Below are 25,756 nucleotides of genomic sequence, written 5' to 3'. Positions count from 1 at the left end.
GGCCTCAAAGATCCAGGTCAATCCAGACGGGAACGTGATCGGATGGCTTTTCGTGCCCCCGAACAGCCGCATCAATCTGGCAATCCCGCATGAGGTCGGCCGCTTGTGGCGTCAGCAGGAAATGATCAATTCGAATTCCGTCATTCCGGTTCCACGCGCCAGCCTGATAATCCCAGAAAGAATAGTGATCGGGGCCCTGCGTTGTGGCGCGAAAGGCCTCGGTAAAGCCAAGGTTCAGGATCTTTCGAAAGGCGGCCCGGCTTTCCGGGCGGAACAACGCGTCTTCCCGCCAGGCATCGGGGCGTTTGGCATCCTCGGCCTGTGGGATGATGTTATAGTCTCCGGCCATCAGGGCAGGCTCCTCTGACTTCATCAGGGCCTGGGCGCGGTCGTAAAGCCGTTCCATCCAGGCCAGCTTGTAATCGTATTTCGGTCCGGGTGCCGGATTCCCGTTGGGCAGATACAGCCCACAGAGCCGCAGGGCCTTTTTGCCTACGACGGTGGCCTCGATCCAGCGCGCCTGTTCATCATTGTCATCGCCGGGAAGGCCGCGAGATACATCCTCCAGCGGAAGCTTCGACAGGATCGCGACACCATTAAAGCTTTTTTGCCCATGTGTTTCCACGTTGTACCCGCGATCTTCAAACATCTCGCGGGGGAAGTTCTCGTCGACGGATTTGATTTCCTGAAGAAGAACAACGTCGGGTTGGGCGTCGTCCAGCCAGCGGGGCAGCGCCTCGGTTCGTGCCTTGATGCCATTGATGTTGAACGTGGCGATTTTCATGCGCGATCCTCCGAAACCTTGTGGCAACCTATCGCTCAGAACGGGCCCAGCGGCAAGTCGGAGATCGGATTAGCGAGGCTCTGCCTCGCGCTCCGGGATATTTTTAGCCAGATGAAGAAACGAACCCTTAACCATTTTTTCGATACTAGAAGGGGCGTTACAGGCGGGGACGCCGATGACCGCGCCAGGTGAAGCTCTCTGGTCGTTTTGGTCAGAGAGCGGATCCCTGCTTCATCTGGCTGAAAATATCCTGGGGGTGTGGGGGCAAAGCCCCCGCCGGTTACATCGAAAACGACGTGCCGCAGCCACAGGAAGAGGTGGCGTTGGGGTTGTCGATCACAAACCTTGCACCAATAAGCTCCTGAGTGAAATCGATCACCGCGTTTTCAAGAAAGGGCAGAGAGACCGGGTCGACGATGACTTTCTGCCCCTTGCCTTCAAGGATGAGGTCATCGGTGTTTGGCGTGTCCAGAGCGATTTCATATTGAAAACCGGAACATCCACCACCCTCCACTGCGACACGCAGGGCTTGCCCCTGTTCCGCGGCGCCGATCTCGGCGAGGCGGTCAAAGGCGCGTTCGGTGACTGATGGGGGCAGATTCATGCCGGTCTCCAAAGGTTTAATTCCCAAGCGTCCTACAATATATGAAACAAAAAGACAGGCGACAAGGACAAGGCCTTTGGACAGAGCGGGATTTGCTTCGGACCCAGACCGCGCAAGGGGGCGGCTGGTGCCAGAGGAAGAAAGCAGCTTCCGGTCATGCTTTCAGCGTGATCGCGACCGGATCATTCACGCCAGTGCGTTTCGGCGGCTCAAACACAAGACGCAAGTCTTTGTCGAGCATGAAGGTGACAGTTATCGAACACGGCTGACCCATTCCATCGAAGTTGCTCAGGTCGCGCGAACCATTTCAGGGGCGTTGGGCCTGAATCCTGAACTCACCGAGGCTGTAGCCCTGGCGCACGACCTGGGTCATACACCCTTTGGTCATACGGGTGAAGACGCCCTCCACGCGCTGATGGTGCCTTACGGGGGGTTTGATCACAATGCCCAGGCCATTCGGATCGTAACGAAGCTGGAGCGGCATTATGCCGGGTTTGACGGATGCAACCTGACCTGGGAATGTCTGGAGGGTATCGCCAAGCATAACGGTCCGGTTGTTGGCGATCTGCCGTGGGCGCTGGCTGAATGCAACCAGGGCTTTGATCTTGAACTTCATACCCATGCAAGTGCCGAGGCGCAGGTGGCGGCTTTGTCTGATGACATTGCTTACAACAATCACGACCTTCTGGATGGGTTGCGCGCGGGGTTGTTTGAAGATGATGATCTGCGTCACCTTCCGATCGTGGGGGGATGCTACGCGGATGTGGATGCTAAATACCCCGGTCTTGATCCGTATCGACGACGTCATGAAGCACTGCGGCGGGTATTTGGGGTCATGGTGGCAGATGTCATCACAACGTCACGAGACTTGATTGTAGCCTCGGGCGCGCAATCGGTCGAAGAGATTCGCCATCTTGGGCATCCTGTCATCCAATTCTCGACCGGGACTTGGGCGGATCTGAAACAAATCAGGGCGTTCCTGTTCACCCGGATGTATCGCGCACCCAGCGTCATGAAGGTACGGGCCAAGGTTGCAACGGTTGTCGAAGACCTGTTCCCGATCTACCTGAACGACCCGAAACAGATGCCCGCACGTTGGCACGAGGATATTGAAGCTGCGGCGGATGAGACAGCTTTGGCCCGGATCGTATCGGACTACATCGCAGGTATGACCGACCGTTTTGCCTTGCAGGATCACGCGCGGCTGACTGGCTGACTGGGCCGCAATGACACGGGTAATGGTCCATGTTTGCGACCTTTTTTGTGGGTTGATTGGTGCCTTGCGCAGGCGGGAAGCGATGATCAGAAGCCGTACGACAGACAGCCCGCAGGGTATTTGAAATCTCTGACAGTGGAAATCCGGGCGAGATTGGCAGACATTGGGCGCAAACCAAGTCCAAACATTAGGCGTCCATTGACCTTGCCGTGATGCGTGGTAAACCGCCGGGCAAGCAAAAGGACATCCGAAATGAACCTGTTTTCCGAGATCCGCGGCCTTGTACTGGACGCGCTGGCGCAGATGCAGTCCGAAGGCGCGTTGCCCGAGGGGCTGAGTTTTGACAACGTGGCGGTCGAACCGCCGCGCGACGCGGCGCATGGCGACATGGCGACAAACGCGGCGATGGTGCTGGCAAAACCGGCCAGGATGAAACCGCGTGACATTGCCGAGGTATTGGCGGGGAAGCTGGCGGCAGATGACCGGATCACCAGCGCCGATGTGGCAGGTCCGGGCTTTCTCAATTTGCGGCTGGCACCGTCGGTCTGGCAAGGCGTGCTGGCGGCTGTGCTGGAGAAGGGCACCGATTATGGCCGCTCGACTATGGGCCATGGGCAAAAGGTCAACGTTGAATATGTTTCGGCCAACCCAACCGGTCCGCTGCACGTGGGTCATACACGGGGCGCGGTTTTCGGTGACGCTCTGGCAAGCCTGCTGGCCTATTCGGGCCATGATGTGACCCGCGAGTACTACATCAACGACGGCGGCGCGCAGGTGGATGTGCTGGCGCGCTCGGCTTACGAACGCTATCGCGAGGCCAATGGTCTGAGCCCCGAGATTGCCGAAGGTCTTTATCCCGGCGACTACCTGATCCCAATTGGGGAAGCGTTGAAAGAGAAATACGGCGACAGCCTGATCGACAAGCCGGAAAGTGACTGGCTGGAAGAGGTACGTGAGTTCTCGACCGACGCGATGATGGATCTGATCCGTGCTGACTTAAAAGCGCTGGGCGTTGAGATGGATGTGTTCTTCTCGGAAAAATCGCTCTATGGCACCGGTCGGATCGAGGCCGCATTGCAATCGCTGACTGACAAGGGTCTGATTTACGAAGGCGTGCTCGAGCCGCCGAAGGGCAAAAAGCCCGAAGATTGGGAGCCACGCGAACAGACGCTGTTCAAATCGACCGAACATGGCGATGATGTGGATCGCCCTGTCAAGAAATCAGATGGCAGCTGGACCTATTTTGCCCCGGATATTGCCTATCACTATGACAAGGTGTCCCGTGGTTTTGACGCGCTGATCGACGTGTTTGGCGCGGACCATGGCGGCTATGTCAAGCGGATGAAGGCGGCTGTTTCGGCACTGTCCGACGGTGAGGTGCCGCTAGATATCAAGCTGACGCAGCTGGTGAAGCTGTGGAAGAATGGCGAGCCGTTCAAGATGTCCAAGCGTGCAGGGAACTTTGTCACTCTGCGCGATGTGGTCGATCAGGTGGGCCCGGACGTGACGCGGTTTGTTATGCTGACCCGCAAGAACGACGCGCCGTTGGATTTCGATTTTGACAAGGTTCTGGAACAAAGTCGCGAGAACCCTGTATTCTACGTTCAATACGCACATGCCCGTGTCATGAGCGTGTTGCGCCGCGCGGCCGAGGCTGGAATTGCGGTTGATGATGCGACCCTTGCAGGCGCCGACCTGAGCAAAAACGATCATGCCTCGGAACTGGTTGTTGCCAAGAAGCTGGCAGAATGGCCGCGGCTGGTCGAGATTGCGGCGCGGACCAATGAACCGCACCGGGTCGCATTTTACCTTTATGAACTTGCAGGCGACTTTCATGCGTTGTGGAACAAGGGTAATGACGAGACGCAATTGCGTTTCATTCAGGATGGCGATGTTGCCACAAGCCAGTCAAAAATCGCTTTGGCCCGGGCCGTTTCCGTTGTGATTTCAGCGGGCTTGGGTATTCTTGGCGTTACTCCGGCGCAGGAGATGCGGTAACAAATATCGCCCGAACCGCCGGTACGAGGTAGGCAAGAAATGACCCGCGGGCCTTATTTTCAGGCGCGAAACGGGCAGTGAGGCGGACATGGCGAGTTACGATTACTCGGGGCATCAAAGCCCCGGGCAGATTCATTACCCGAATCAAGCGCATTCTGATGATGTGTATGATTTTCCCGAAGATATGCAGGAAGATGACGCGCCGCGAGGCTCGTTTGGTCTGGGCAGGGCAGTCAATTTCCTGGGGGCTGTTGCTTCCTTGGCGCTGGTCGCCGGTGTCGGGGTCTGGGGCTATCAACTGATCATGCGCGATGTCAGTGGCGTGCCGGTTGTCCGCGCCGCCGAAGGGCCGATGCGTGTGCAACCGGAAAATCCGGGTGGAACACCCGCCGATCATCAGGGCTATGCCGTGAATGCCGTCGCCGCCGAAGGCAGTGCCGCGGCACCGGCTGACCGGTTGATCCTTGCGCCGCGCCCGGTGTCCCTTACGGAAGAAGACCTGCCCGCCGGAGAACTGAAGCCGACCCCTGCGCTGCATGTGGTCGAAGAACCGATCACCACGCAGGAAGCCGCGCGCCTGCGCCAGAACGCAGTAGATGCGCTGGTTGCGGAATTGGCGGGTGCGGCAGCAGAAACGCGGCAAGAATTCGAAGACGGTGTGCAACTGGCATCGCTGACCACCCCCGACGAAGAACCCGCCATTGACCCGGCAGATTTTGCTGCGGCCTTGCCAGACCCAAGTTTCGCAGAGTTGCCGGGTGTGCGCCGATCGTTGCGCCCTGTGACGCGTCCGGCACGGTCGACCCGCAGTCAGGTCGCACCCAGCGAGAATTCCGAAGACGCCATTAATGCAGCGGTGAAAGCTGCGGTTGGGGTGGATGTTGATCCGGATACACTGGCCAAGGGGACCCGACTGGCGCAGCTTGGGGCTTATGACAGCACGCAAGTGGCACAGGCCGAGTGGGACCGTTTGAATGGTCAGTTTGGTGAGTATATGTCGGGAAAACAGCGCGTTATTCAGAAAACCTCAAGCGGTGGGCGGACCTTCTACCGCCTGCGCGTTCTGGGGTTTGAAGATCTGAGCGACTCGCGCCAATTCTGCGCCGCTCTGGTCGCGCAAGGCGCTGACTGTATTCCGGTGGCCGTGAGGTGAAGTTCGGAGCAGCGATCACAGATGCTGAAGGACTGCGCCTGACGCAGGAGGAAAGAGACCTGTTTCGCCAGATGAACCCGTTTGGGTTCATTCTGTTCGCCCGCAATATTGAAAGCGCCGATCAGGTGCGCGCCTTGTGTGATGATTTCCGAGAGGCTGTTGGGCGCAACTGCCCCATTACCATTGATCAGGAAGGAGGGCGCGTACAGCGTTTGCGCGCACCCTTGGCCCGCGAATGGCTGCCCCCGCTGGATCATGTGACCAGGGCGGGTGATCAAGCGGAACGCGCCATGTACCTCAGGTACCGCCTGATTGCGGATGAGCTGTTTGGTCTGGGCATCGACAGCAATTGTGCCCCTATGGTCGATGTGGTGCGGCCCGAGACACACGCGTTTCTGAAAAACCGCTGTTATGCCTTTGATCCTGAGCAGATTTCCAGGATCGGCAGGGCTGTGGCGCAGGGCCTTCTTGATGGGGGCGTTCTTCCGGTTCTCAAGCACATTCCCGGCCATGGCCGTGCCACTCTGGACAGTCACCATGACCTGCCGCATGTTGATTTGCCGCTGGAAGAGTTGGAATACAGCGATTTCGCGCCGTTCCGTGCCTTGAACGACCTGCCGATGGGGATGACCGCGCATCTGGTCTTTGATCAGATAGATCCCCGGCCGGCCACCATTTCCGCGGCCATGATGGGTCTGATCCGAGACAATATCGGCTTTGGCGGGCTGATTATGACCGACGATATCTCGATGAAGGCGCTCAGCGGGGCGTTGACGGACCTCTCCCGCCAATCTTTGCAGGCGGGCTGCGATGTAGTCCTGCATTGCAATGGCAGTTTTTCTGAACGTGCCGCTGTAATGGAAACTGCCGGAGAAATGTCGGATGTGGCACAAGCCCGCGCAGAACGGGCGCTGGCGATGCGCAAACGCCCGCGGGAACTTGACATCCAAGCCGCCGAAGCGGAACTATCTGCCCTAATGGGCGGGCAGGTATATGAACGATAATCTTTTTAGCGAAGACCCTGTCTCGGTCGCGGATCGTCTTGCGGCCGAAGCGCTGATTGTTGATGTCGACGGGTTCGAAGGCCCGTTGGACGTTCTGCTAACTCTATCACGCACGCAAAAAGTGGATCTGCGCAAGATCTCGGTTCTTGCGCTGGCGCAGCAATATCTGGCCTTTGTTGAAAAGGCGCGTGCGCTGCGCATTGAACTGGCCGCCGATTATCTGGTCATGGCGGCGTGGCTGGCCTTTCTCAAGTCCCGTCTATTGCTCCCGCCAGATCCGGATGACGATGGGCCATCGGGTGAAGAACTGGCCGCGCATCTGGCGTTTCAACTTGAACGCCTGCAGGCAATGCGCGACGTCGCTGCGCGGCTGATGGCCCGCGACCAACTGGGTCGTGATTTTTTCAAGCGCGGGCAGGGCGAGGACGTAACCCGCATCCGCACCGTAACCTATTCCGCCACGCTGCTGGATCTGATGCAGGGATATGCCCGTATTCGCACCCGTGACGAGTTCCGCCCCTTTGTGATGGACCGCGACTCGGTGTTTACGATGGAGCAGGCACTGGAGCGGATGCGCCCGCTGATCGGTTTTGCGGGGACGTGGACCGATATGGAAACCTATCTGCCCGATGGTTGGGATACTGACCCGGTGCGCCGCAGGTCGGCGACGGCTGCGACCTTTGCGGCCTCGCTGGAACTGGTGAAAGAAGGACATATGGAGATCAAGCAGAGCGAGACATTCGCGCCGATCCATTTGCGCAAGAGGACCCAGACACGTGACTGACGCCCCAGAAGAAACCGGCACCCTGTTCGAGGCGCCACCATTGGCGGAACAGGAGCGTATGGTCGAGGCCGTTTTGTTTGCCAGCGCCGATCCGGTGACGATTGCCGACCTTGAGGCGCGGATGCCGCATGGAAGCGACGCCGCACAAGCCGTTGAGTTGCTTCAGAGACGTTACGAAGGGCGCGGCGTGCGCGTGGTGCGTGTTGGAGAGGCATGGGCGATCCGTACGGCCCCTGATCTGGGCTTTCTGATGCAAAAGGAAACGGTTGAAACTCGTAAACTCAGCCGGGCCGCGATCGAGACATTGGCCATCGTTGCCTATCACCAACCCTGCACCCGCGCCGAGATTGAGGAAATTCGCGGCGTGTCAGTCTCTCGCGGGACGATTGATCAATTGCTAGAGATGGAGTGGATCAGGCTGGGCCGTCGTCGCATGACACCGGGTCGTCCGGTGACATTTGTGGTGACGTCCGAATTTCTGGATCATTTTGGTCTGGAGAACGCCCGCGACCTGCCGGGTCTCAAGGAATTGAGGGCTGCGGGTCTGTTGGAAAACCGGCCTCCACCGGGGGCTATCCCTCTGGGCGAGGGGCGCGAGGACGAAGTGGACGAGGACCAGTCGGAATTGTTTGAGGAATAATAACCCGGACAGGTCACTACGGGTCAGGCGCGGAACCTGCGACAGGCAACGTGGGTTATCCGGCACGTGCACCGTTGCAAGAAATTCTGAGGATTAGCCGGCCGCTTTGAAGTGCTTGGACAGCTTCAGGCCTTGGCCCTGATAGTTCGATGCAATCCCGGCACCATATAGCTGCGTGGGCATTTCAGCCATTTTCTCATAGACAAGGCGCCCGACCACTTGTCCGTGCTCCAGCACGAAAGGCGCTTCGTGGCATCGCACCTCAAGCACGCCTCGCGACCCGGCCCCCCCGGCGGCTGCATGGCCAAAGCCGGGATCGAAGAATCCGGCATAATGCACCCGGAATTCACCAACCATGGCCAGATAAGGTGCCATTTCGGCGGCATACATCGGCGGGATGTGGACCGCCTCGCGGCTGACAAGGATATAGAATGCTCCGGGGTCAAGTATGATGCGACCGTCCTTGGTGCGCACTTCCTCCCAATATTCCTGGGGGTCGTATTCGCCAATTCGGTCCAGATCGATTACCCCGGTATGGGGCTTGGCGCGATAGCCGACCAGATCGGTATCGGGCAGTTGCAGATCCACCGAAAAGCCAAGACCGTCCTGAATCACAGCAGGGCCGTCTACCAACGGCGATTCGGCGTGCAGGGCGGTCAGTTCGGCGTCAGACAAGACGGCCTGACCTTGACGGAAACGGATCTGGTTCAGACGCATACCGGGGCGGACCAGAACCGAAAACGAACGTGGACAGATCTCGGCATACAGCGGGCCCTTATAGCCCGCAGGAACACGATCGAATTCTGTGCCACCATCGGTAATGGTACGGGTCAGAAGGTCAAGCCGCCCGGTCGAGCTTTTGGCATTGGCGACGGCGGTTATGTCGCGGGGCAGGGCAAGTGATTCCATCAGGGGCACCAGATAGACGCAGCCCTTTTCCAGAACAGCGCCGTCCGAGATGTCGATGCGGTGCATTTCGAACTCGGCCAACCGATCCGTAACGGTCCGTCCTTCGCCCGCGAGGAACGAGGCGCGTACCCGGTAGGCCACTGTTCCCAAACGCAAATCAAGGCTGGCTGGTTGAATTTGCGCTGGCAGGACATCGGGGTTGGCGGCAATCTCTCCGCGCGCGATCATTGCTTCGATTTGCTGGTTCGCGCAAACACCTGTCATCTCGATCCCCTCGTGTGCCAGAGCGGGATCTGGCCTTTGTGCCATAAACGTCGGTGTGATTTGGTCGGGCTAGCAGGACTCGAACCTGCGACCTTCCGTCCCCCAGACGGACGCGCTACCAGGCTGCGCCATAGCCCGACGTTGGGCCGTTCATAAAGATTTTCCCGGCAGGGGCAAGAGGAAAACACTGCCTTTTTTCCTAACCCGTCGCCTGTGTTTCAACACGATCCAGCCAGCGGCGCAGGTCTTTTGCAATTGGTGCAATCCGGCGCAGTAGTTCGTCGTCAAACTCGGCGCGCTTCCACGCCAGCGACGCGATCCCACCCATCAGGGGCGCAGTGTTCAGGTCTGGCTGTGGTTCTTGTTCTGACGCAGTCGCGGGAAGTGCGTCGGCCTGCACGCCTTCGTTCACCGGCTGCTCGGCCGGTTCGTCCAGATCCATAAGGATTTGTTCGGTGGCGGCAGCGGGTTTCGGTTCGAACGGCACCACTTTGCCCTGAACGGGTTCAATCAGGGCAGGGCCCGGTTCGTCTAGAGGCGGAGACAGTGCTGCGACATGTGCGACGCCTTGCTCGCGCAGGATGCGCTGCACACCTTTGATTGTGATCCCGTCCTCGTGAAGCAGTTTCTTGATGCCGCCCAGAAGACGCATGTCATTGGGGCGGTAATACCGACGCCCGCCCGCGCGTTTGACCGGTTTGACCTGAGTGAAGCGGCTTTCCCAGAAACGCAAAACATGGGCCTGAACACCAAGCCAATCCGCTACTTCACTGATCGTGCGAAACGCGTCGCGGGATTTGCTCATATCCGCGTGACCCTGGGGTTACTTGCGATTCCCGACGGCGACGCGATCTTTCATAAGATGCGACGGGCGAAAGGTCAGTACGCGGCGGGGCTGTATCGGAACCTCTTCGCCGGTTTTGGGGTTGCGTCCGACTCGCGCGGTCTTGTCGCGAACACTGAACGTACCGAAGGACGAGATCTTCACCTGCTCGCCACGCACCAGAGCGTCGGACATGTGGTTCAGAACGCTTTCGACCAGCTGCGCACTTTCGTTGCGCGAAAGCCCAACTTCGCGAAAGACGGCCTCGCTCAGATCCATTCGAGTCAGTGTATTGTCGCCCATGTCATTTCCCCTGTTGCTGTCAAAGCATATGGGTATGGCAAATTCGCTGTCAATATCAATGAATTGCAAGCAGCTGTGTAAGCTGGATTGCGCCGGTTACCAGCGCAGAACCACCGCGCCCCAGGCCAGACCGCCGCCAATTGCTTCGGTCACGATCAAGTCGCCGGGTTTGATCTGCCCGCGTTGTTTACCAACCGACAGTGCCAATGGGATGGATGCAGCCGAGGTGTTGCCGTGATCCTGAACGGTCACAACCACGTTTTCCATCGGCAGGCCCATCTTTTTGGCCGTGCCCTGAATGATGCGAATATTGGCCTGATGAGGAACAATCCAGTCGACGTCAGCACTGCTCAGCCCCGCGCGGCTCAGGGCTGTTTCAGCCGTTTTGGTAAGCTTTTCAACGGCATGTCGGAAAACCTGATTGCCCTGCATACGCAGATGCCCGGTGGATTGGGTCGAAACACCCCCATCGACATAAAGCAGGTCCTTGTAGCGCCCGTCCGAGTTCAGATCGGTTGCGAGTATGCCGCGATCCGCAGCGGTGCCTTCGCCATCCTGCGCTTCGAGTACCAAAGCGCCGGCACCATCCCCGAACAGAACACAGGTCGAGCGGTCGGTCCAGTCCATAATCCGGGAAAAGGTTTCGGCACCAATGACCAGCACGCGTTTGGCTTGACCGGACAAGATCAACGCATTTGCGTTGCTGAGAGCGAAAACGAATCCCGCGCAGACGGCCTGTACGTCGAAAGCAAACCCCTTGGTCATACCCAGCCGGGCCTGAACCATGGTCGCGGCAGAAGGAAAGGTCAGGTCCGCGGTCGAGGTCGCCACGACGATCGCGTCAATATCATCCGATGTCAGGCCCGCATCGGCCAGGGCAGCCTCGGCAGCTTTGGTGGCCAGGTCCGACGTCGTTTCGTCATCGGCAGCAAAATGGCGGCGTTCGATCCCCGACCGGGTTCTGATCCACTCATCCGTTGTGTCCAGCGTTTTCTCAAACTCGGAATTTGGAACAATACGTTCCGGCAAATAATGCCCGACACCTACTACAACTGAACGGCCTGCCATTTTTGGGGTACTGCCTTTTTTGTTATTTATCGGTCTGCGGCGCAGCTTGCGCGGCATCTTGTGCAAGCTGGGCCGTGGATGCAACCCGCGCAGCTAATTTTTCGGCAAAGCCGGACCGTGCCAGAGTAAAGGCCAGTTTGATCGCTGCCGACACTCCGGTCGCATCTGCCCCGCCATGGGATTTAATAACAGTCCCGTTCAGACCCAGAAACACGCCACCATTCACACGCCGCGGATCAATGCGCTTTTTCAGGCGCTGTAGTGACGTAATGGCCAGGACCGAAGCCAATCGCGACAACGGAGAGTATTTGAACGCCTCACGCAGAAGATCTCCGATCAGCCTGGCTGTGCCTTCGCCCGTTTTGATCGCAACGTTGCCCGTAAACCCATCTGTAACAATGACATCTGCCTTGTCGCCGGGAATGTCGCTGCCTTCGACAAAGCCAACAAACTCGAAATTCGCCTGTTCGGAGTATTCCGAAATCATGGCATGCGCTTCTTTCAGTTCGGCCCGGCCCTTATGCTCTTCGGTGCCAACGTTCAGCAACCCGATCCGGGGGCGGTTCAGGGCCATGCCGTTGCGCGCATAAGACGCGCCCATCAGGGCGAATTGCAGCAAATCCTTGGCGTCGGCGCGCACATCGGCGCCCACGTCCAGCATTACATTGAACCCCTGCGGGTTGCGCGAAGGCCACAGGATCGCGATTGCGGGGCGGTTCACGCCCGGCAATTTGCGCAGACGCATCATCGAAAGGGCCATAAGGGCACCGGTGTTCCCGCAGGACACCGCGCCATGGGCTTCACCCTGACGAACCGCTTCCAGCGCGGACCACATCGAGGTCTGCTTGCCGTTGCGCACGACCTGGCTGGGCTTGTCTTCCATCGTGACAACGTCGGGGCAATCACGAAAAACGACGCGCCCTTCAAGGACACGTCGTTTGGCAACCAGCTTGCGCAATACCTGTTCGGGCCCGTGCAGCAGGAACCCGATATTCGGGTTCTTGCCAGCCGATTTTGCCAGACCTGCAACGACGACAGCGGGACCTGCGTCCCCTCCCATTGCGTCAACCGAGATGGTGATCCGTCCGGCGTGCGTGGGCTGATCGTTCATGCCTTGGCCTGCGCTCAATCAGGCTTAGGCTGCGTCTTCGTCCAGATCGATTTCGTCGGCCTGTGCGACGACTTCGCGATCGTCATAGTGGCCGCAAGAGGCACAAACGTGGTGCGGGCGTTTCAGCTCGCCGCAGTTCGGGCATTCGTTCGGGTTTGCAGCAACCAGAGCGTCGTGTGCGCGGCGGTTGTTGCGACGCGACTTGGAAACTTTGTTCTGTTGGACGGCCATGGTCTCAACCTTTGTCTGACTGGGGGCCGCAGATTCGCTGCCGACCCGGGTTTCGTAGTTCGTTTATCGTGGTTTGACGCGCGTTTAGGCGACGGGCCCCGCAATGTCCAACCCAAAATCCGATGAGCGCGCGAAAATACTGCGATTCTCGGCATGTTCAAGCGATTTTTCTGACCGCCTGCTATGACAGGAAATCTGGCACCTGTCACTCGTCTTTTTTTAGCACATCGCGCAGTCCTGCCAATCGTGCAAAGGGTTTGGCATCGTCATCCGTCATCGCCTGTTTGCCCGGTTCTGTGTAGGCAGCCTGACCCAGTTCCGCGCCGTCTTTACGCGGATATTGTGGCAGAGCCAGAGACAGGGCCTCGACCATGACAAGGGCCGGATCAATTTCAGGCCCCAAAGGTTCAGATTCGTCATCTTCCTGGATTTCGAACTCTGGATCATCTGGGTCTGCCCAATCCGCAAGAAAAGTCCGGTGCACTGGTATGTCGATCCTTGTCGTCACCGGTTCTAGCGTCACTACGCAAGGTTGGATGACAGTTGCACCGAGTTTCCCGTTTAGAACCCAGTCCCGTTTGCCCTGCGCCCTCAGTTCTCCCGAAAAGCTGAGTTTGCGCAGCCCCAGCAGCCCAAGGTCCTGCCTGATCTGCTCGAGCGCGGTGGTTGCGGGGCGCAGATCGAACGGTGTCGGGGCGTTCTGCGGCAGGTCAGACACCCGAAATGATGTCGTCTTGCTCATTCGTGAGCCTTTCTATGTGTTGAACCGTAGCAGCGGTTTATGTAATCGGATAGAAGCCGAAGAAGGCCAAGGCAAGAGGGTGCAGATGTTGAAGGTAGTGAACCGGTTGAAACCAGCTGCGAAATCGCTTGTGTTTGTTGCCTGTCTGGCTGCGACCGGGGCTTGTACGGCTATCTTCAAGAATCACGGCTATGTGCCACCGGCCGAAGAACTGGCGGAAATCAAAGTAGGCGTAGACACGCGGGACAGTGTGCAAGAGGCTATCGGCGCGCCGGGCGCATCCGGCGTGGTTCGGGATTCGGGCTATTACTATGTCCGCTCTCGCGTGCGTCACTACGGTCCGAAACGGCCCGAGGTGGTATCCCGCGAACTGGTTGCCATCAGTTTTGATCAGCGCGGTGTCGTCAGAAACATCGAACGCTTTGGTCTTGAAGACGGGAATGTGATTGCTCTGGAGCGCCGCGTTACCGATTCCAACGTTCAGGACAAAGGCTTCCTGCGTCAGCTGCTAGGCAATATCGGCAACTTCAACCCGGCGAACATTCCGGGCGCCAACTAATTTGCGCCTAAACCTTGCGGTGGTCACAGGGCAGTCACATGTCTTGTGCTAATGGTGTCGTACCGACGCCTGAGGGTCGGCAACCGTGGAGGGCGCGACCGTGGCAACGGCAGTTTTGTTAAGCAAGGGGCGCTATCGCGCCAGACTGGCGCAGTCGCCCGAGGATATCAGAACAGCTCAGGCATTGCGGACCTTGGCTTTTGGCACAGAGCAACCGGACTGCGACGAGTTTGATGCACGCTGTAGCCATATCCTGGTCGAGGATATGCGCTCGGCAGAACGGCTGGTCTGTTGCTTTCGGATGCTGACCATGGATAGTGGCGGCGAGATCGGGCGAAGTTATTCGGCGCAGTTCTATGACCTGACCTCGCTCGAAGGCTTCAAAGGTCGGATGGTCGAAATGGGACGATTCTGTATCCATCCTGATCACAGCGACCCCGACATCCTGCGTGTCGCCTGGGGTGCAATGACGGCCTACGTTGATCGGAACAACGTCGAGATGCTGTTTGGATGTTCCTCTTTTGCCGGTACCGAAACAGAGCAGTATCTGGATGCGTTTGCGATGCTAAAACATCGCCATCTGGGCCCGAAACGTTGGTTGCCGCGCGTGAAGGCTCCGGATGTGTTTCGTTTTGCCGCGCGTTTGCGGCGCAGACCGGATTCTAAAAAGGCAATGCTGCTGATGCCGCCTTTGTTGCGGACCTATCTGATGATGGGCGGTTGGGTCAGCGATCATGCGGTGGTGGATCGCGACATGAACACGCTGCACGTTTTCACAGGGGTGGAAATCGGTGCGATCCCCCCGGCGCGCAAACGTCTGTTGCGGGCGGTGGCCGGGTAGATTGAGTATTTTTGAAAAGGTGAAGACGGGGCGTTGACGCAATGTGTCAGCCGGTTTAGCTGGCGGACATGGCGAGAATTCCTTTGTTGCAGATGTCCGGCATTTCCCTGACTTTCGGGGGTGACCCGGTGTTTTCCGAACTGGATCTGGTGGTTCAACCCGGTGATCGTGTTGCGCTGGTGGGGCGAAACGGGTCCGGAAAGTCCACGTTGATGAAAGTGATGGCCGGTCTGGTCGAGGCGGATCGGGGCGAGATTGTCGTGCCGCCCGGGAAATCCGTTGGCTATATGGAGCAAGATCCGACGATGGAAGGCTTTGCCACGTTGGGAGATTACGCATCCTGCGGGTTGGAGCCGGGAGAACTTTACAAAGTTGAACGGGCCGGTGAAGGGTTGAAGTTCGATCCTTCACGCGCGGTTGAGACCGCTTCGGGCGGAGAGCGGCGGCGGGCGGCACTGGCCAAGCTGATGGCCGAAGCACCGGATCTGATGTTGCTGGACGAGCCGACCAACCATCTGGATATCGAAGCCATCGCGTGGCTGGAACGCGAACTTGGCGCGAGCCGAGCGGCCTTTGTGCTGATCTCGCATGACCGAGCCTTTTTGAGGGCTCTGACGCGGGCAACGTTTTGGATTGACCGGGGGGCTGTTCGGCGACAGGAGCAGGGTTTTGAAGCCTTTGAGGCCTGGCGGGACAAGGTCTGGGAGGAAGAGGACCAGCAACGCCACAAGCTGAATCGCCTGATCAAATCTGAAGCGAAATGGGCGGTTGAGGGCATTAGTGCCCGACGCAAACGCAACCAAGGCCGGGTGCGGGCCTTGCAGGCGTTGAGAACTGAAAAGGCGGGGCAGATCAAACGTCAGGGTTCGGCTGCAATGGCGCTGGAGGCAGGGCCAAAATCGGGCCGCAAGGTCATTGAGGCCAAGGCGCTGGCCAAAGGATTTGGCGACAAGCAGATCGTTCGGAACTTTGATCTGCTGGTACAGCGCGGTGACCGGGTGGCCTTTGTCGGGCCGAACGGTGTTGGAAAAACAACGTTGCTGAAGATGCTGCTGGGGCAGGTGGAGCCGGACGCGGGCTCGGTATCTCAGGGGACGAACCTTGAAATCGCGGTATTCGATCAGAACCGCGCCCAACTAGACCCTGAGATGAGCCTGTGGGACAGTCTGACCGGCGATCCGGCTATGCGGGTGTCGGGCAAGGCCGATCAGGTGATGGTGGGCGGGCAGCCCAAACATGTTGTAGGGTATCTCAAGGAATTTCTATTTGACGAACGGCAGGCCCGAGCAGCCGTCAAGTCCCTGTCCGGTGGGGAAAAAGCCCGATTGCTTCTGGCCAAGCTGATGGCGAAACCCTCGAACCTATTGGTGCTGGACGAACCGACCAACGATCTGGATGTCGAGACGCTGGACCTGCTGCAAGAGCTTTTGGACGATTACGACGGCACCGTTCTGCTGGTTAGCCATGACCGGGATTTTCTGGACCGCGTGGCGACAACCACCATCGCGATGGAGGGTAACGGACAGGCGACAGTCTATGCTGGCGGTTGGTCGGATTACATCGCACAGCGCGGTGATTTGATCGAAAAAAGTGTAGAAAAAGCAAAGCTTTCAAAGCCAAAGGTCAAGCAGGAAGAAAAGCCGAAATCCGGCTTGTCCTTCTCGGAGAAGCACCGGCTGGAGAAACTGCCTGCCGAGATCGCGCGCCTAGAGGCCGAGATTGCCAAGCTGGAAGAGTTGATGTCCGATCCCGAGCTGTTCACGCGTGAGCCGGTGAAGTTCCAAAAAGCGACCGAGGCGTTGGTTGAGCGGCAGGAGAAACTCTCGGCCGCTGAAGAGGAATGGCTGACGCTCGAAGAGAAAGCTGAAAGCGTTTAGAGGGCCAGACGTCTTGCTGGATTACCTGCCACGGTTTCTCTGGCGGGGACATCTTTGGTGACGACGCTGCCTGCGCCGATTGTGGCGTAGTCGCCTATGGTTATGCCGGGCAACAGGATCGCTCCGCCGCCAATCCAAACCTGCCTGCCGATGTTGACGGGCAGGCCGACTTCCAGCCCTTGTGCCCGATCAGCAGGGTCCTTGGCATGATGCGCGCAGTAAATCTGAACATTGGGGCCGAACATCGTGTCGTCGCCAACCCGAACGGGGGCCGTGTCCAGAACAACGCATCCGGCATTGAAGAAAACCCGGCTGCCCAGATGGATGTTCATTCCATAGGCGCAATGAAAAGGGGCTTCGAGAAAACAGTCCTCGCCGACATGGCCCAGCAGCGCGTGCAGTTCCGGGGCCATCGCGCCGCGTGTATCGGGCGGACAGGTGTTGTGAGCGTGAACAGCCCGTCGTGCTTGCGCGCGCAGATCGTCCAACTCGGGATCGAGACAGCAATACCACTGCCCGGACTGCATTTTCTGGCGCTCCGACATGGAGCTGTCTTACCGCATCCGCAGAGCGCCGTCGATGCGGATGACCTCGCCGTTCAGGTAGCCCATTTCAACGATGAAACCGGCCAGTCGCCCGTATTCCTTGGGGTCACCCAGGCGGGCCGGGTTCGGGACATCTGCGGCAAGTTGTTGTTGCACGTCTTCAGGAAGGCCCGCCAGCATCGGGGTCATAAAGATTCCCGGCGCAATGGTCATGACGCGAATCCCGGTTGAGGCCAGGTCGCGGGCCATCGGCAGGGTCATGCCAACCACGCCGCCTTTAGATGCTGCATATGCCGCCTGTCCCTTTTGGCCGTCGAATGCAGCAATAGATGCAGTGTTGATGATCACACCGCGCGCCCCGTCTGGTTCGGGTTCGTTCTTTGCCATCTCGGCCGCAGCCAGCCTTGAGACGTTAAATGTGCCGACAAGATTGATGTCGATCGTGCGCTGGAACGCGTCCAGCGGGTGTGGGCCATCCTTGCCGACCGTTTTGATTCCATAAGCGATACCGGCGCAGTTCACAGTCGCGGTAATCTTGCCCATCCTGTCAATACCGTGGCGCACGGCAGCTGCGACCGAGGATTCGTCTGTTACATCCGTCAGCGCAAAATACCCGCCGATTTCGGAGGCGACTTGAGCGCCACGGTCCGCGTCACGGTCTAGAATAGTAACTTGTGCGCCCTGCGCGGCAAAGTGACGGGCGGTGGCTTCGCCCAGACCGGATGCGCCGCCGGTGACAAGAGCGGCTGTGGTGGACAGGTGCATCGGAACTCCTCCCTAGGATATGAACAACTGTTCAATAACTGCTTTGCAGGGGCTGTGTCCATATCTTTGAGCCCGAACGCCCAAAGGGGCGGCGCGGAATAACCGCTGCCGGGCCAATACACATCTTTAAGGCATCTTAATCCGCGCTTCACGAAAACGCGCCAGTTCGTGAACGAAGTAGTCACAGCCATTGCGTGTTTTTTCGTCAGGAGGTTCCGATATGGTAAATAGTAAGAAACTAACACTGGGCGCTGTTCTGGCCGCGCCTGTCTTTGGGATTATGGTTGCCGGCAGTGCTGTTGCAGCGCCGGAAACCTGTAACTGGAAAACGGCTCGAAGTCTTGCCAATGCAGGCGACTATGCCGGGCTTTGCGATTGTGTTCAGGTGACCCCAAGCTTTCTGGACAGACTTCAGAAGAGACCGGATTTTGAGACAACGCTGAGCATTACCGGGGCGCAATGCCCGGGTCTGGCCGCTTTGCTGGCAGACTTGCCAACGTCAAGCCTGTCCGGTCTGGCCGAGAATCGGGGTGAAAGCCGCGGTTCAGAACCCGGCGGGGCAGGGTTTGCGAATGCAGCTGGTCCTGACGGCCCCGGTGGTGGTGGAGAACCTGACAACGGCGGCGAAGAACCCGGCGGTGGCGGTGGGGAACCCGGCGATGGCGGTGTAGAACCCGGCGGCGGTGGCGGAGAACCCGGTGCTGGCGGTGGAGAGCCCGGCGGTGGCGATGGAGAACCTGGCGGTGGCGGTGGAGAACCCGGCGGTGGCAAAGGCAATAACGGCGGCAAAGGTGGCGATAAGGGTAACAATGGCAGCGGCAACGGCGGCGAGGGCAGCAGTCCGGGTCGCGGAAACAACGCCAATGACGATGAAGGTGAAAGCGACAGACCCGGTCGCGGTGGCGGAAAGGGACGTCAGTAGTCTCGTCCACCCCAATATAGATACGGCCACCCGATCGGGTGGCCGTTTTCTGTTTTGCTTTCCAAGGTGAAAGGGGCGTCAGCCCAGTTGCACCAATGCGTGGCGTTTCTTGCCTGCACTCAGCTTGATCGGAGACGTCAATGCGCCCGCGTCGATCATCAAACCCGCATCCGTCAGCGGAGCGTCGTCCATTTTGGCCCCGTTTTCGGCAATCAGGCGCTTGGCCTCTTTGCCGGACTTGGCGAGGCCTGATTTGACAATGATCTGCACGATGGACATGCCGTCGCCCAATTCTTCCTTAGTTAGAGTCAAGGTAGGGAGCGCGCTGATATTTCCGGTTGCGTAGAGGGTATCCTGACCTCCTTCACGAACAGACATGGAGCCAAAAATACCTTCCGATGTTGATCGGGCAGCTTTGGATGCGTCAGCACCATGAAGGAGTGTTGTAACTTCGTCAGCAAGTATTTTTTTGGCCTCATTGATCTCGGACCCGGCAAGCGCGCCAAGACGGTCACATTCATCCACCGGCAATTCGGTATAGAGCTTCAGGAACCGGCCGACATCCGCATCGGTGGTGTTGCGCCAGAACTGCCAGAATTCATAGGGCGAGCGCATCTCGGCGTTCAGCCAGACTGCGCCATCCTGCGATTTGCCCATCTTCTTGCCGTCGCTGGTAGTCAGCAGGGGTGAGGTCAGGCCGTAGATTTCGTGATCCAGCACCCGGCGCGTCAGGTCGATACCGTTGACGATGTTGCCCCACTGGTCGCTACCGCCCATTTGCAGAACACAGCCATAGCGGCGGTTCAGCTCCAGAAAGTCATAGGCTTGCAGGATCATGTAGTTGAACTCGAGAAACGACAGCGATTGCTCGCGATCCAGCCGGGATTTCACAGATTCAAAGCTGAGCATCCGATTGACCGAGAAATGCCGCCCGATGTCGCGCAGGAAATCGAGGTAGTTCAGATCATCCAGCCATTCGGCATTGTTCAACATCAGCGCCTTGTTCTCGGCGTCAGTGTCGTAATCGATATAGGCCGCGAACACCTTCTTGATGCCCGCGATGTTTTCGTCGATCTGTTCGGGACCCAGCAGGGGGCGTTCATCTGCGCGGAACGAGGGATCGCCCACCTTGGTGGTGCCGCCGCCCATAAGGGTGATCGGCTGGTGGCCGGTCTTCTGGAACCAGCGCAGCATCATGATCTGAATCAGACTGCCCACATGCAACGACTTGGCCGTTGCATCAAAGCCGATATAAGCTGGCTTGCACCCGCTGATCAGCGCGTCGTCAAGGCCCTGATAATCGGTGCAGTCGGCGAGGAAGCCGCGCTCGATCATCGTGGCGATGAAATCCGATTTGGGGTGGTAGGTCATATCGTGCCCTCGGGGTTTGTGTTGCGGGGCACTGTATAGGCGGCGCTGCGGATGAGGAAAAGCCACCTTTTCACTCTAAAACCGCGTGCCGTGATATGCGCGCGCAACTTGATGGCCGGGGTGTTGATCATGAAACGCGACGTCGGAAAAAAACCGACGCCCCCAATCAGAAGGCTTGCCAAGGCGGCATAACAAAAGCACCTTGACCAAGCTGCAACCCAGAGGTGAAGTCCAGAACCCCGGGCACGGCGGAAACATTGCCAGATCAGGAGGCAGGCGTGGGCCAAACCATCAAGAAACACGGAATGGTTCGGGCATTGGGCGCAATGTCCGGTACGTCGCTGGACGGGGTGGACGCTGCGGTGGTGGAAACCGACGGGCATTCCATCGCTGGATTCGGGAAAAGCGGCTATCGCGCCTATACCGATGCCGAACGCGAAATTCTGCGGGCGGCTTTGGGGCAATGGCACGGTCCACAGGTCGACGCGGCGGCCGAGATGGTGACCTTTGCCCATGCCGAAGCGCTGTCCGAGTTCGAAGATGTAGACCTGATCGGCTTTCACGGCCAGACTTTGGCGCATGAACCGCGCGGGCGCGGGACATTGCAGGTGGGCGATGGTCTTGGGTTGGCGCAGGCGCTGGGGCGCCCGGTGGTCTGGGACTTCCGAAGCGATGACGTGGCTATGGGGGGCGAGGGCGCTCCGTTAGCACCGTTTTTTCACTTTGCCTGCGCCAAGTGGTTTGGCGCGGACCGCCCCTTGTGCTTTTTGAACCTGGGTGGTGTTGGCAACCTGACCTATGTGGACCCAAGCTTTGATGGTCCCGAGGCGCCGGGGGCGCTGCTTGCCTTTGATACGGGGCCGGCGAACGCGCCGGTCGATGACCTCATGCAAGCCCGGCTGGGGCAGCCGATGGACCGGGATGGTGCGGTTGCGCGCAATGGCACCGTCGAAATGGGCGCGCTGGAGCTGTTTCTGGCTGAGCCTTTCTTCGCACGTATGCCGCCCAAGTCGCTAGACCGGAACGATTTCTCTGAGATGATCGACCTAGTGAAAGAACTGGGTGATGCTGACGCGGTGGCAACCCTGACCGGGATGTGCGCAGCGGGTGTGGTGCAGGGGATGGAACATTGTCCGCAGCCGCCGTCTTGCGTGCTGGTTACAGGCGGTGGACGGCGCAATCCGGTGTTGATGGAGATGCTGCGCGTATCCCTCGACTGCCCGGTCGAACCGGTCGAGGCGGTGGGGCTGGACGGCGACATGCTCGAGGCGCAGGCCTTTGCCTATCTGGCTGTGCGCGTGGCGCGGGGATTGCCAACCTCGTGCCCCGGAACAACCGGGGTGAAAGCGCTGGTGGGTGGCGGCATGGTCAGTTCAGTGAACGTTCAACCGGTGGGTTGAGGCTGCATACAGGTATTGGCTAACGCGTTATCGACACACAGGCTTGCCACTGCGACGGGCTGTGTCGAAGTGAAAATGCCCTTTGTGATAGCGATCAGCGTCAGGACCAAGAACAGTTCCGAACAGGCCACAGGCTCCGCTGTGCAACTCTTGCAACACGACGCTTTGATCGGTGTCGCTCCACCCGTCCTGAACGGTGATCTGCGTTCCGTCCTGCAACACGAAGGTCGAGATATCGATGGCCCGACCCCGCGCATGTTCGGAAATGCGCGCATAGGGCTGGTTGTTCTGCGTCTTGCAGGCATAGTGGCCAACAACCCGCATACCCTTGAGCCCACCCCCCAGATCGGCAAAGGCGGGTTTGGCGACGTTTTCGATCCACGTTTTCAGCGTGACGGCTGTCTGACAGTCCATCAGCGAGAACTGGCTGAGCGCAATGTCCGAAATTCTGTAAATCCGGACCGGGTTGGCGATGCCGCAACCCAGCGCTTTTCCAGCCAAAGACGTGCGGGTTTCGCCCAAGATGGTCCAGTCACCACAGACCGCCCCGCGGTCACGCATACGCTGACGACCCACTTCAAACTGGCGAAACTTGCAAGGGCGCAGCGCTGGGCGTTTCGAGGTCAGCACCGCAGGTTCGACAGTCCCGGTAGGTTCGATATGTTCGGTCGTGACTTCCTCCTGCAGATCGGGCAGTGCCAGTTCGGATGAAAGGCGGGATTCTGCACAGGCGGTCTCGGCGTTTGCAAGACAGGTACTTGCGAACAGAAGCAGAAGGACCAGAAAGATGTGTTTCACAATCACTCGATGTTCCGTTGCCTGCGGTTGCGTTAATAGAATGATAAATGCGTAACTTTCTGTAAACTCACCTTTTCAGAGCATTCCAAGATCAGCTATCCCCGAGGGATATCAAACCCGGGTTCTGCCAGTTGGAACCCATCGAACTGAAATCCGGGAGAAACTGTACAGCTGACCAGCGTGTAATCACCGGTGCTGCGCGCGGCCTGCCAATGGCCGTTGGGAACAATCAGTTGTGGTGCGCCCCGAGACAAATCGGGCGACAGCACATGGTCAACCGCCGGGCCCTTGTCGGTTGCGCTCAATGAAAGGATTAATGGCGCGCCCGCGTGGTAGAGCCAGATCTCGGTCGCGTCGACCCGGTGCCAGTGGCTGCTTTCCCCCGCTTGCAGCATGAAGTAGATGCAGGTGCCGGTCGGGCGGCCCTCGTTCTCGGCACGCCAGGTTTCCGCGTACCAGCCGCCCTCGGGGTGAGGTTGCAGGTTCAGGCGGTTGATGATCTCTTGTGCCGTCATGTGGCCCTCGTGTGTTTGGCGCAATTATGCACGGCAAGGTGTGATCCGCTATGGTATTCGTGCGCACGGGGAATATGTATGCCGCATGACACTGACCATTCCATTCGATAACTCATATGCCCGCCTGCCGGACGCGTTTTTTGCACGACAGAATCCGGTGCCTGTACGCGCGCCCAAGTTGATCGCGTTCAATGATGATCTGGCACGGCTGTTGCAGGTCCATCCGGGCGACGTGCGAGAGATGGCGGAAGCCTTTGCAGGTAATCGCATCCCCGATGGTGCGGACCCCATCGCGCAGCTTTATTCCGGGCATCAGTTTGGCCAGTACAACCCGCAGCTTGGGGACGGGCGCGCGGTGCTGTTGGGCGAAACTGTCGGAACGGATGGTGTGCGGCGGGATGTTCAGCTGAAAGGTTCGGGTCCGACGCCGTTTTCACGTAGGGGCGACGGCAGGGCGTGGCTGGGTCCGGTTCTGCGCGAATACGTGGTGTCCGAGGCGATGCACGCGCTGGGCATTCCCACAACACGCGCGCTGGCGGCGGTGGAGACGGGTGAAACCGTGTTCCGGGAGGGTCCGATGCCCGGTGCGGTGCTAACCCGGGTTGCAACCAGCCATCTACGGGTAGGCACCTTTCAGGTCTTTGCAGCGCGGGGGCAGTTGGACAATCTGCGGCGCCTGACAGACTACGCAATCGCGCGCCACTATCCCGGGGCCGAAGGGCCAATGGACCTGTTGCGGGCTGTGCGGGATGCGCAGGCACGCCTGATCGCTCAGTGGATGAGCGTGGGTTTCATCCATGGGGTCATGAATACCGACAATTGCTCGATTGCAGGTGAGACCATCGATTATGGCCCCTGTGCCTTCATGGATGTTTATCATCCCAATACGGTCTACAGCTCGATAGATCGGATGGGCCGTTATGCCTATGCCAACCAGCCAGATATAGCAGTGTGGAATCTGGCGCAGCTGGCAACCTCTTTGATTCAGCAGATGGACAACAAGGACGCCGCTGTTGAGCAGGCGACCGAGATCGTGCATGCCATGCCGGACCTGCTGCAACAGAACTGGTTGACCCGGTTCCGGGCAAAGGTCGGACTGACAACCGCTGAAGAAGGCGATCAGGCGCTGATCACCGATCTGCTAAAACGCATGGCCGAGGGGCAGGCTGATTTCACCAACACCTTCCGTGCGCTGAGCAAAGATACCGCGCGCGACCAGTTTATCGACCCGCAGGCCTTTGACAGCTGGGCAGAGGGCTGGCGTGCGCGTTTGGCGCGTGAGGCGTCACCGCATGAAGTGATGACCGCAGCGAACCCGGCCTATATTCCGCGCAATCACCGTGTCGAGCAGATGATCCAATCAGCGGTGGCGGGGGACTACCAGCCGTTCCATCGGCTGAACGCTGTCCTCGCGCGGCCTTACGACGATCAGGCAGATGCGGAGGATCTGAAACGGCCCCCGGCTGATAACGAGGTCGTGCACGCCACGTTCTGCGGTACGTGACGGTCAAACATCTCTGGTAGTCTCTCGGTGCGGTACGGTTTCGCTGGGAGGGGTGAATGAATTTGCCCGTTCCAGATCGGTGTCGGATGCGCTGAAACTGCTGTATCTCCGTCCTGCCGCACCTGGATGATATGAGGGGAAACCCATCTGTTTCCGGCCACGCCACGTGCGGGGTTTTTAGGCGATATATTGTTCCGAGGCGACTTCCCCGGTTGCCGTTGTTGAGAAGTGAAACTGAAGGGTTGCGTCCGGCGACAGGCGTGGCACTTTGGGTCAAGCCCACTGGTCAGGTCTATATGCAGTCATCTTCCACCCTTCGCATCGCCAGCTATAACATTCAGAAATGCCTCGGGCTGGATCTCCGGCGCCAGCCGCAGCGCATTTTGCAGGTCATCGAACATATGCAGGCCAATATCGTTGTGTTGCAGGAGGCTGACAAACGTCTGCCGCCGCGGCCGGCGGCCCTGCCGCATTTCATGCTGGATGAAGCGGGGTGGCAGATCGTCGATCTGGGTGGTGCCGGCAGTCTGGGCTGGCATGGCAATGCAGTGATCTGGCGTGGCGAGGGCCTTTCGGTCCGGCGAACCGGGCATCACGAACTGCCCGGGCTTGAACCGCGCGGCGCGGTCCGTGTCGAATTTGATACCCATATCGGGCCGTTGCGGGTGATGGGAATGCATCTGGGGCTGTTGCCTGCATCGCGACGTCAGCAGATCTCGCATATCAGGCGGTTTGATAAAGAGTTGGAGCAGATGCCGACTGTCTGGGCGGGGGATTTCAACGAATGGTCCCGACAGCCTGTTCTGGATCACCTGGCACCGGAAATGCGTTTTCTGCCCCCCAAGCCGAGTTTTCCCGCCGCGCAGCCGCTGGGCGCGCTGGATCGGATCGCGCTGGGCGCGGGCGTCAGGGCCACTGCGCATGGTGTCCATGACGCGCGCCCGGCACATATCGCATCGGATCATCTGCCGGTTTGGGCTGATTTGGCGCGCGTGGCTTAAGTTCACCGGAAAAGAAGAAATCCC

General features: G+C 58.8%; 27 protein-coding genes and 1 tRNA gene. 13 read left to right on the top strand and 15 right to left on the bottom strand.

Features of this window, described 5'->3' with window-relative positions; all coding sequences use genetic code 11:
* Nucleotides 1–4 precede the first annotated feature (4 nt).
* The gene (gene xth / locus ACR0AM_RS01360) at nucleotides 5–784 is read right to left on the bottom strand and encodes an exodeoxyribonuclease III (protein WP_480473261.1); all 780 of its coding nucleotides are present in this window, start codon (nucleotides 782–784) and stop codon (nucleotides 5–7) included.
* Between the two features lie 280 nt (nucleotides 785–1,064).
* The gene (locus ACR0AM_RS01355; protein ID WP_267363969.1) at nucleotides 1,065–1,388 is read right to left on the bottom strand and encodes a HesB/IscA family protein; all 324 of its coding nucleotides are present in this window, start codon (nucleotides 1,386–1,388) and stop codon (nucleotides 1,065–1,067) included.
* A gap of 76 nt (nucleotides 1,389–1,464) precedes the next feature.
* Here ACR0AM_RS01355 and ACR0AM_RS01350 point away from each other — a divergent pair, with 76 nt between their 5' ends.
* The 6 genes from ACR0AM_RS01350 to scpB all read left to right on the top strand — a co-directional run bounded on the left by ACR0AM_RS01350 (nucleotide 1,465) and on the right by scpB (nucleotide 8,183).
* A complete protein-coding gene (locus ACR0AM_RS01350) occupies nucleotides 1,465–2,604 on the top strand; it encodes a deoxyguanosinetriphosphate triphosphohydrolase (protein ID WP_480473259.1) in 1,140 nt (379 codons plus the stop codon).
* A 252-nt stretch (nucleotides 2,605–2,856) separates the two neighbouring features.
* Nucleotides 2,857–4,602 (top strand): arginine--tRNA ligase, encoded by a 1,746-nt coding sequence (gene argS, locus ACR0AM_RS01345; RefSeq protein ID WP_480517374.1) that lies wholly within the window; start codon nucleotides 2,857–2,859, stop codon nucleotides 4,600–4,602.
* 88 nt (nucleotides 4,603–4,690) lie between these two features.
* Nucleotides 4,691–5,755: an SPOR domain-containing protein gene (locus tag ACR0AM_RS01340; RefSeq protein ID WP_480621925.1), complete on the top strand. Its 1,065-nt coding sequence runs from the start codon at nucleotides 4,691–4,693 to the stop codon at nucleotides 5,753–5,755.
* Complete coding sequence (gene nagZ / locus ACR0AM_RS01335; protein WP_480517370.1) at nucleotides 5,752–6,759, top strand: beta-N-acetylhexosaminidase; 1,008 nt, start codon at nucleotides 5,752–5,754, stop codon at nucleotides 6,757–6,759. The genes ACR0AM_RS01340 and nagZ overlap by 4 nt, the downstream gene beginning before the upstream one ends.
* Entirely contained in the window at nucleotides 6,749–7,543 is a 795-nt protein-coding gene (locus ACR0AM_RS01330) for a segregation and condensation protein A (RefSeq protein WP_480517368.1), read from the top strand. Before nagZ ends, ACR0AM_RS01330 begins: the two co-directional genes overlap by 11 nt.
* Nucleotides 7,536–8,183: an SMC-Scp complex subunit ScpB gene (gene scpB / locus ACR0AM_RS01325; RefSeq protein ID WP_267363960.1), complete on the top strand. Its 648-nt coding sequence runs from the start codon at nucleotides 7,536–7,538 to the stop codon at nucleotides 8,181–8,183. The genes ACR0AM_RS01330 and scpB overlap by 8 nt, the downstream gene beginning before the upstream one ends.
* A gap of 93 nt (nucleotides 8,184–8,276) precedes the next feature.
* Here the strand turns inward: scpB and ACR0AM_RS01320 are convergent, their stop codons facing one another.
* From ACR0AM_RS01320 to ACR0AM_RS01285, 8 genes are all read right to left on the bottom strand, one after another.
* A complete protein-coding gene (locus ACR0AM_RS01320) occupies nucleotides 8,277–9,356 on the bottom strand; it encodes a 2'-deoxycytidine 5'-triphosphate deaminase (protein WP_480493018.1) in 1,080 nt (359 codons plus the stop codon).
* A gap of 61 nt (nucleotides 9,357–9,417) precedes the next feature.
* Nucleotides 9,418–9,494 (bottom strand) — tRNA-Pro (locus ACR0AM_RS01315).
* A gap of 61 nt (nucleotides 9,495–9,555) precedes the next feature.
* A complete protein-coding gene (locus ACR0AM_RS01310) occupies nucleotides 9,556–10,161 on the bottom strand; it encodes a MerR family transcriptional regulator (RefSeq protein ID WP_480473247.1) in 606 nt (201 codons plus the stop codon).
* Between the two features lie 18 nt (nucleotides 10,162–10,179).
* Nucleotides 10,180–10,482, bottom strand: coding sequence for an integration host factor subunit alpha (gene ihfA, locus ACR0AM_RS01305; RefSeq protein WP_209503673.1), 303 nt, complete (start codon nucleotides 10,480–10,482; stop codon nucleotides 10,180–10,182).
* A gap of 96 nt (nucleotides 10,483–10,578) precedes the next feature.
* Nucleotides 10,579–11,550, bottom strand: a complete 972-nt coding sequence (locus ACR0AM_RS01300) for a beta-ketoacyl-ACP synthase III (protein ID WP_480473245.1) — start codon at nucleotides 11,548–11,550, stop codon at nucleotides 10,579–10,581.
* A gap of 22 nt (nucleotides 11,551–11,572) precedes the next feature.
* Nucleotides 11,573–12,661 carry a phosphate acyltransferase PlsX gene (gene plsX, locus ACR0AM_RS01295; RefSeq protein WP_480621924.1) on the bottom strand — a complete coding sequence of 363 codons (1,089 nt, stop codon included), beginning with the start codon at nucleotides 12,659–12,661 and terminating at the stop codon, nucleotides 11,573–11,575.
* Between the two features lie 24 nt (nucleotides 12,662–12,685).
* Complete coding sequence (gene rpmF / locus ACR0AM_RS01290) at nucleotides 12,686–12,892, bottom strand: 50S ribosomal protein L32 (protein WP_008756996.1); 207 nt, start codon at nucleotides 12,890–12,892, stop codon at nucleotides 12,686–12,688.
* A 205-nt stretch (nucleotides 12,893–13,097) separates the two neighbouring features.
* Nucleotides 13,098–13,634 (bottom strand): YceD family protein, encoded by a 537-nt coding sequence (locus ACR0AM_RS01285; protein ID WP_480473241.1) that lies wholly within the window; start codon nucleotides 13,632–13,634, stop codon nucleotides 13,098–13,100.
* 85 nt (nucleotides 13,635–13,719) lie between these two features.
* On the opposite strand from ACR0AM_RS01285, the gene ACR0AM_RS01280 reads away from it, so the two are divergent.
* The 3 genes from ACR0AM_RS01280 to ACR0AM_RS01270 all read left to right on the top strand — a co-directional run bounded on the left by ACR0AM_RS01280 (nucleotide 13,720) and on the right by ACR0AM_RS01270 (nucleotide 16,911).
* Complete coding sequence (locus ACR0AM_RS01280; protein WP_480493020.1) at nucleotides 13,720–14,193, top strand: outer membrane protein assembly factor BamE; 474 nt, start codon at nucleotides 13,720–13,722, stop codon at nucleotides 14,191–14,193.
* 100 nt (nucleotides 14,194–14,293) lie between these two features.
* Nucleotides 14,294–15,034 carry a GNAT family N-acetyltransferase gene (locus ACR0AM_RS01275; RefSeq protein WP_480621923.1) on the top strand — a complete coding sequence of 247 codons (741 nt, stop codon included), beginning with the start codon at nucleotides 14,294–14,296 and terminating at the stop codon, nucleotides 15,032–15,034.
* Nucleotides 15,035–15,102: 68 nt separating this feature from the next.
* Nucleotides 15,103–16,911, top strand: a complete 1,809-nt coding sequence (locus ACR0AM_RS01270) for an ABC-F family ATP-binding cassette domain-containing protein (RefSeq protein WP_480621922.1) — start codon at nucleotides 15,103–15,105, stop codon at nucleotides 16,909–16,911.
* On the opposite strand, the gene ACR0AM_RS01265 is transcribed toward ACR0AM_RS01270, so the two are convergent.
* Nucleotides 16,908–17,456, bottom strand: coding sequence for a sugar O-acetyltransferase (locus ACR0AM_RS01265; protein ID WP_480553729.1), 549 nt, complete (start codon nucleotides 17,454–17,456; stop codon nucleotides 16,908–16,910). The genes ACR0AM_RS01270 and ACR0AM_RS01265 overlap by 4 nt on opposite strands.
* Nucleotides 17,457–17,465: 9 nt before the next feature.
* Complete coding sequence (locus tag ACR0AM_RS01260) at nucleotides 17,466–18,221, bottom strand: 3-hydroxyacyl-CoA dehydrogenase (protein WP_480553728.1); 756 nt, start codon at nucleotides 18,219–18,221, stop codon at nucleotides 17,466–17,468.
* Nucleotides 18,222–18,441: 220 nt separating this feature from the next.
* On the opposite strand from ACR0AM_RS01260, the gene ACR0AM_RS01255 reads away from it, so the two are divergent.
* The gene (locus ACR0AM_RS01255) at nucleotides 18,442–19,143 is read left to right on the top strand and encodes a hypothetical protein (RefSeq protein WP_480621921.1); all 702 of its coding nucleotides are present in this window, start codon (nucleotides 18,442–18,444) and stop codon (nucleotides 19,141–19,143) included.
* 78 nt (nucleotides 19,144–19,221) lie between these two features.
* Here ACR0AM_RS01255 and tyrS read toward each other — a convergent pair whose 3' ends face one another.
* On the bottom strand, nucleotides 19,222–20,514 hold the full coding sequence (tyrS, locus tag ACR0AM_RS01250; protein WP_480517351.1) for a tyrosine--tRNA ligase: 1,293 nt from the start codon (nucleotides 20,512–20,514) through the stop codon (nucleotides 19,222–19,224).
* A gap of 305 nt (nucleotides 20,515–20,819) precedes the next feature.
* On the opposite strand from tyrS, the gene ACR0AM_RS01245 reads away from it, so the two are divergent.
* Nucleotides 20,820–21,914 (top strand): anhydro-N-acetylmuramic acid kinase, encoded by a 1,095-nt coding sequence (locus ACR0AM_RS01245; protein ID WP_480517764.1) that lies wholly within the window; start codon nucleotides 20,820–20,822, stop codon nucleotides 21,912–21,914.
* A gap of 27 nt (nucleotides 21,915–21,941) precedes the next feature.
* On the opposite strand, the gene ACR0AM_RS01240 is transcribed toward ACR0AM_RS01245, so the two are convergent.
* Together ACR0AM_RS01240 and ACR0AM_RS01235 are read right to left on the bottom strand one after the other, a co-directional pair.
* Complete coding sequence (locus ACR0AM_RS01240) at nucleotides 21,942–22,718, bottom strand: extensin-like domain-containing protein (protein ID WP_480621920.1); 777 nt, start codon at nucleotides 22,716–22,718, stop codon at nucleotides 21,942–21,944.
* A gap of 89 nt (nucleotides 22,719–22,807) precedes the next feature.
* Complete coding sequence (locus ACR0AM_RS01235) at nucleotides 22,808–23,227, bottom strand: cupin domain-containing protein (protein WP_480621919.1); 420 nt, start codon at nucleotides 23,225–23,227, stop codon at nucleotides 22,808–22,810.
* Between the two features lie 85 nt (nucleotides 23,228–23,312).
* On the opposite strand from ACR0AM_RS01235, the gene ACR0AM_RS01230 reads away from it, so the two are divergent.
* Both ACR0AM_RS01230 and ACR0AM_RS01225 read left to right on the top strand, forming a co-directional pair.
* Nucleotides 23,313–24,731, top strand: coding sequence for a protein adenylyltransferase SelO (locus tag ACR0AM_RS01230; protein WP_480621918.1), 1,419 nt, complete (start codon nucleotides 23,313–23,315; stop codon nucleotides 24,729–24,731).
* 296 nt (nucleotides 24,732–25,027) lie between these two features.
* Nucleotides 25,028–25,732 (top strand): endonuclease/exonuclease/phosphatase family protein, encoded by a 705-nt coding sequence (locus ACR0AM_RS01225; RefSeq protein WP_480517762.1) that lies wholly within the window; start codon nucleotides 25,028–25,030, stop codon nucleotides 25,730–25,732.
* The last annotated feature ends 24 nt before the right edge of the window (nucleotides 25,733–25,756 follow it).

This window comes from Ruegeria sp. AD9, from assembly GCF_056542305.1.
Note: the sequence above shows the minus strand (reverse complement) of the source record. Positions and strands in the feature narration are given on the sequence as shown.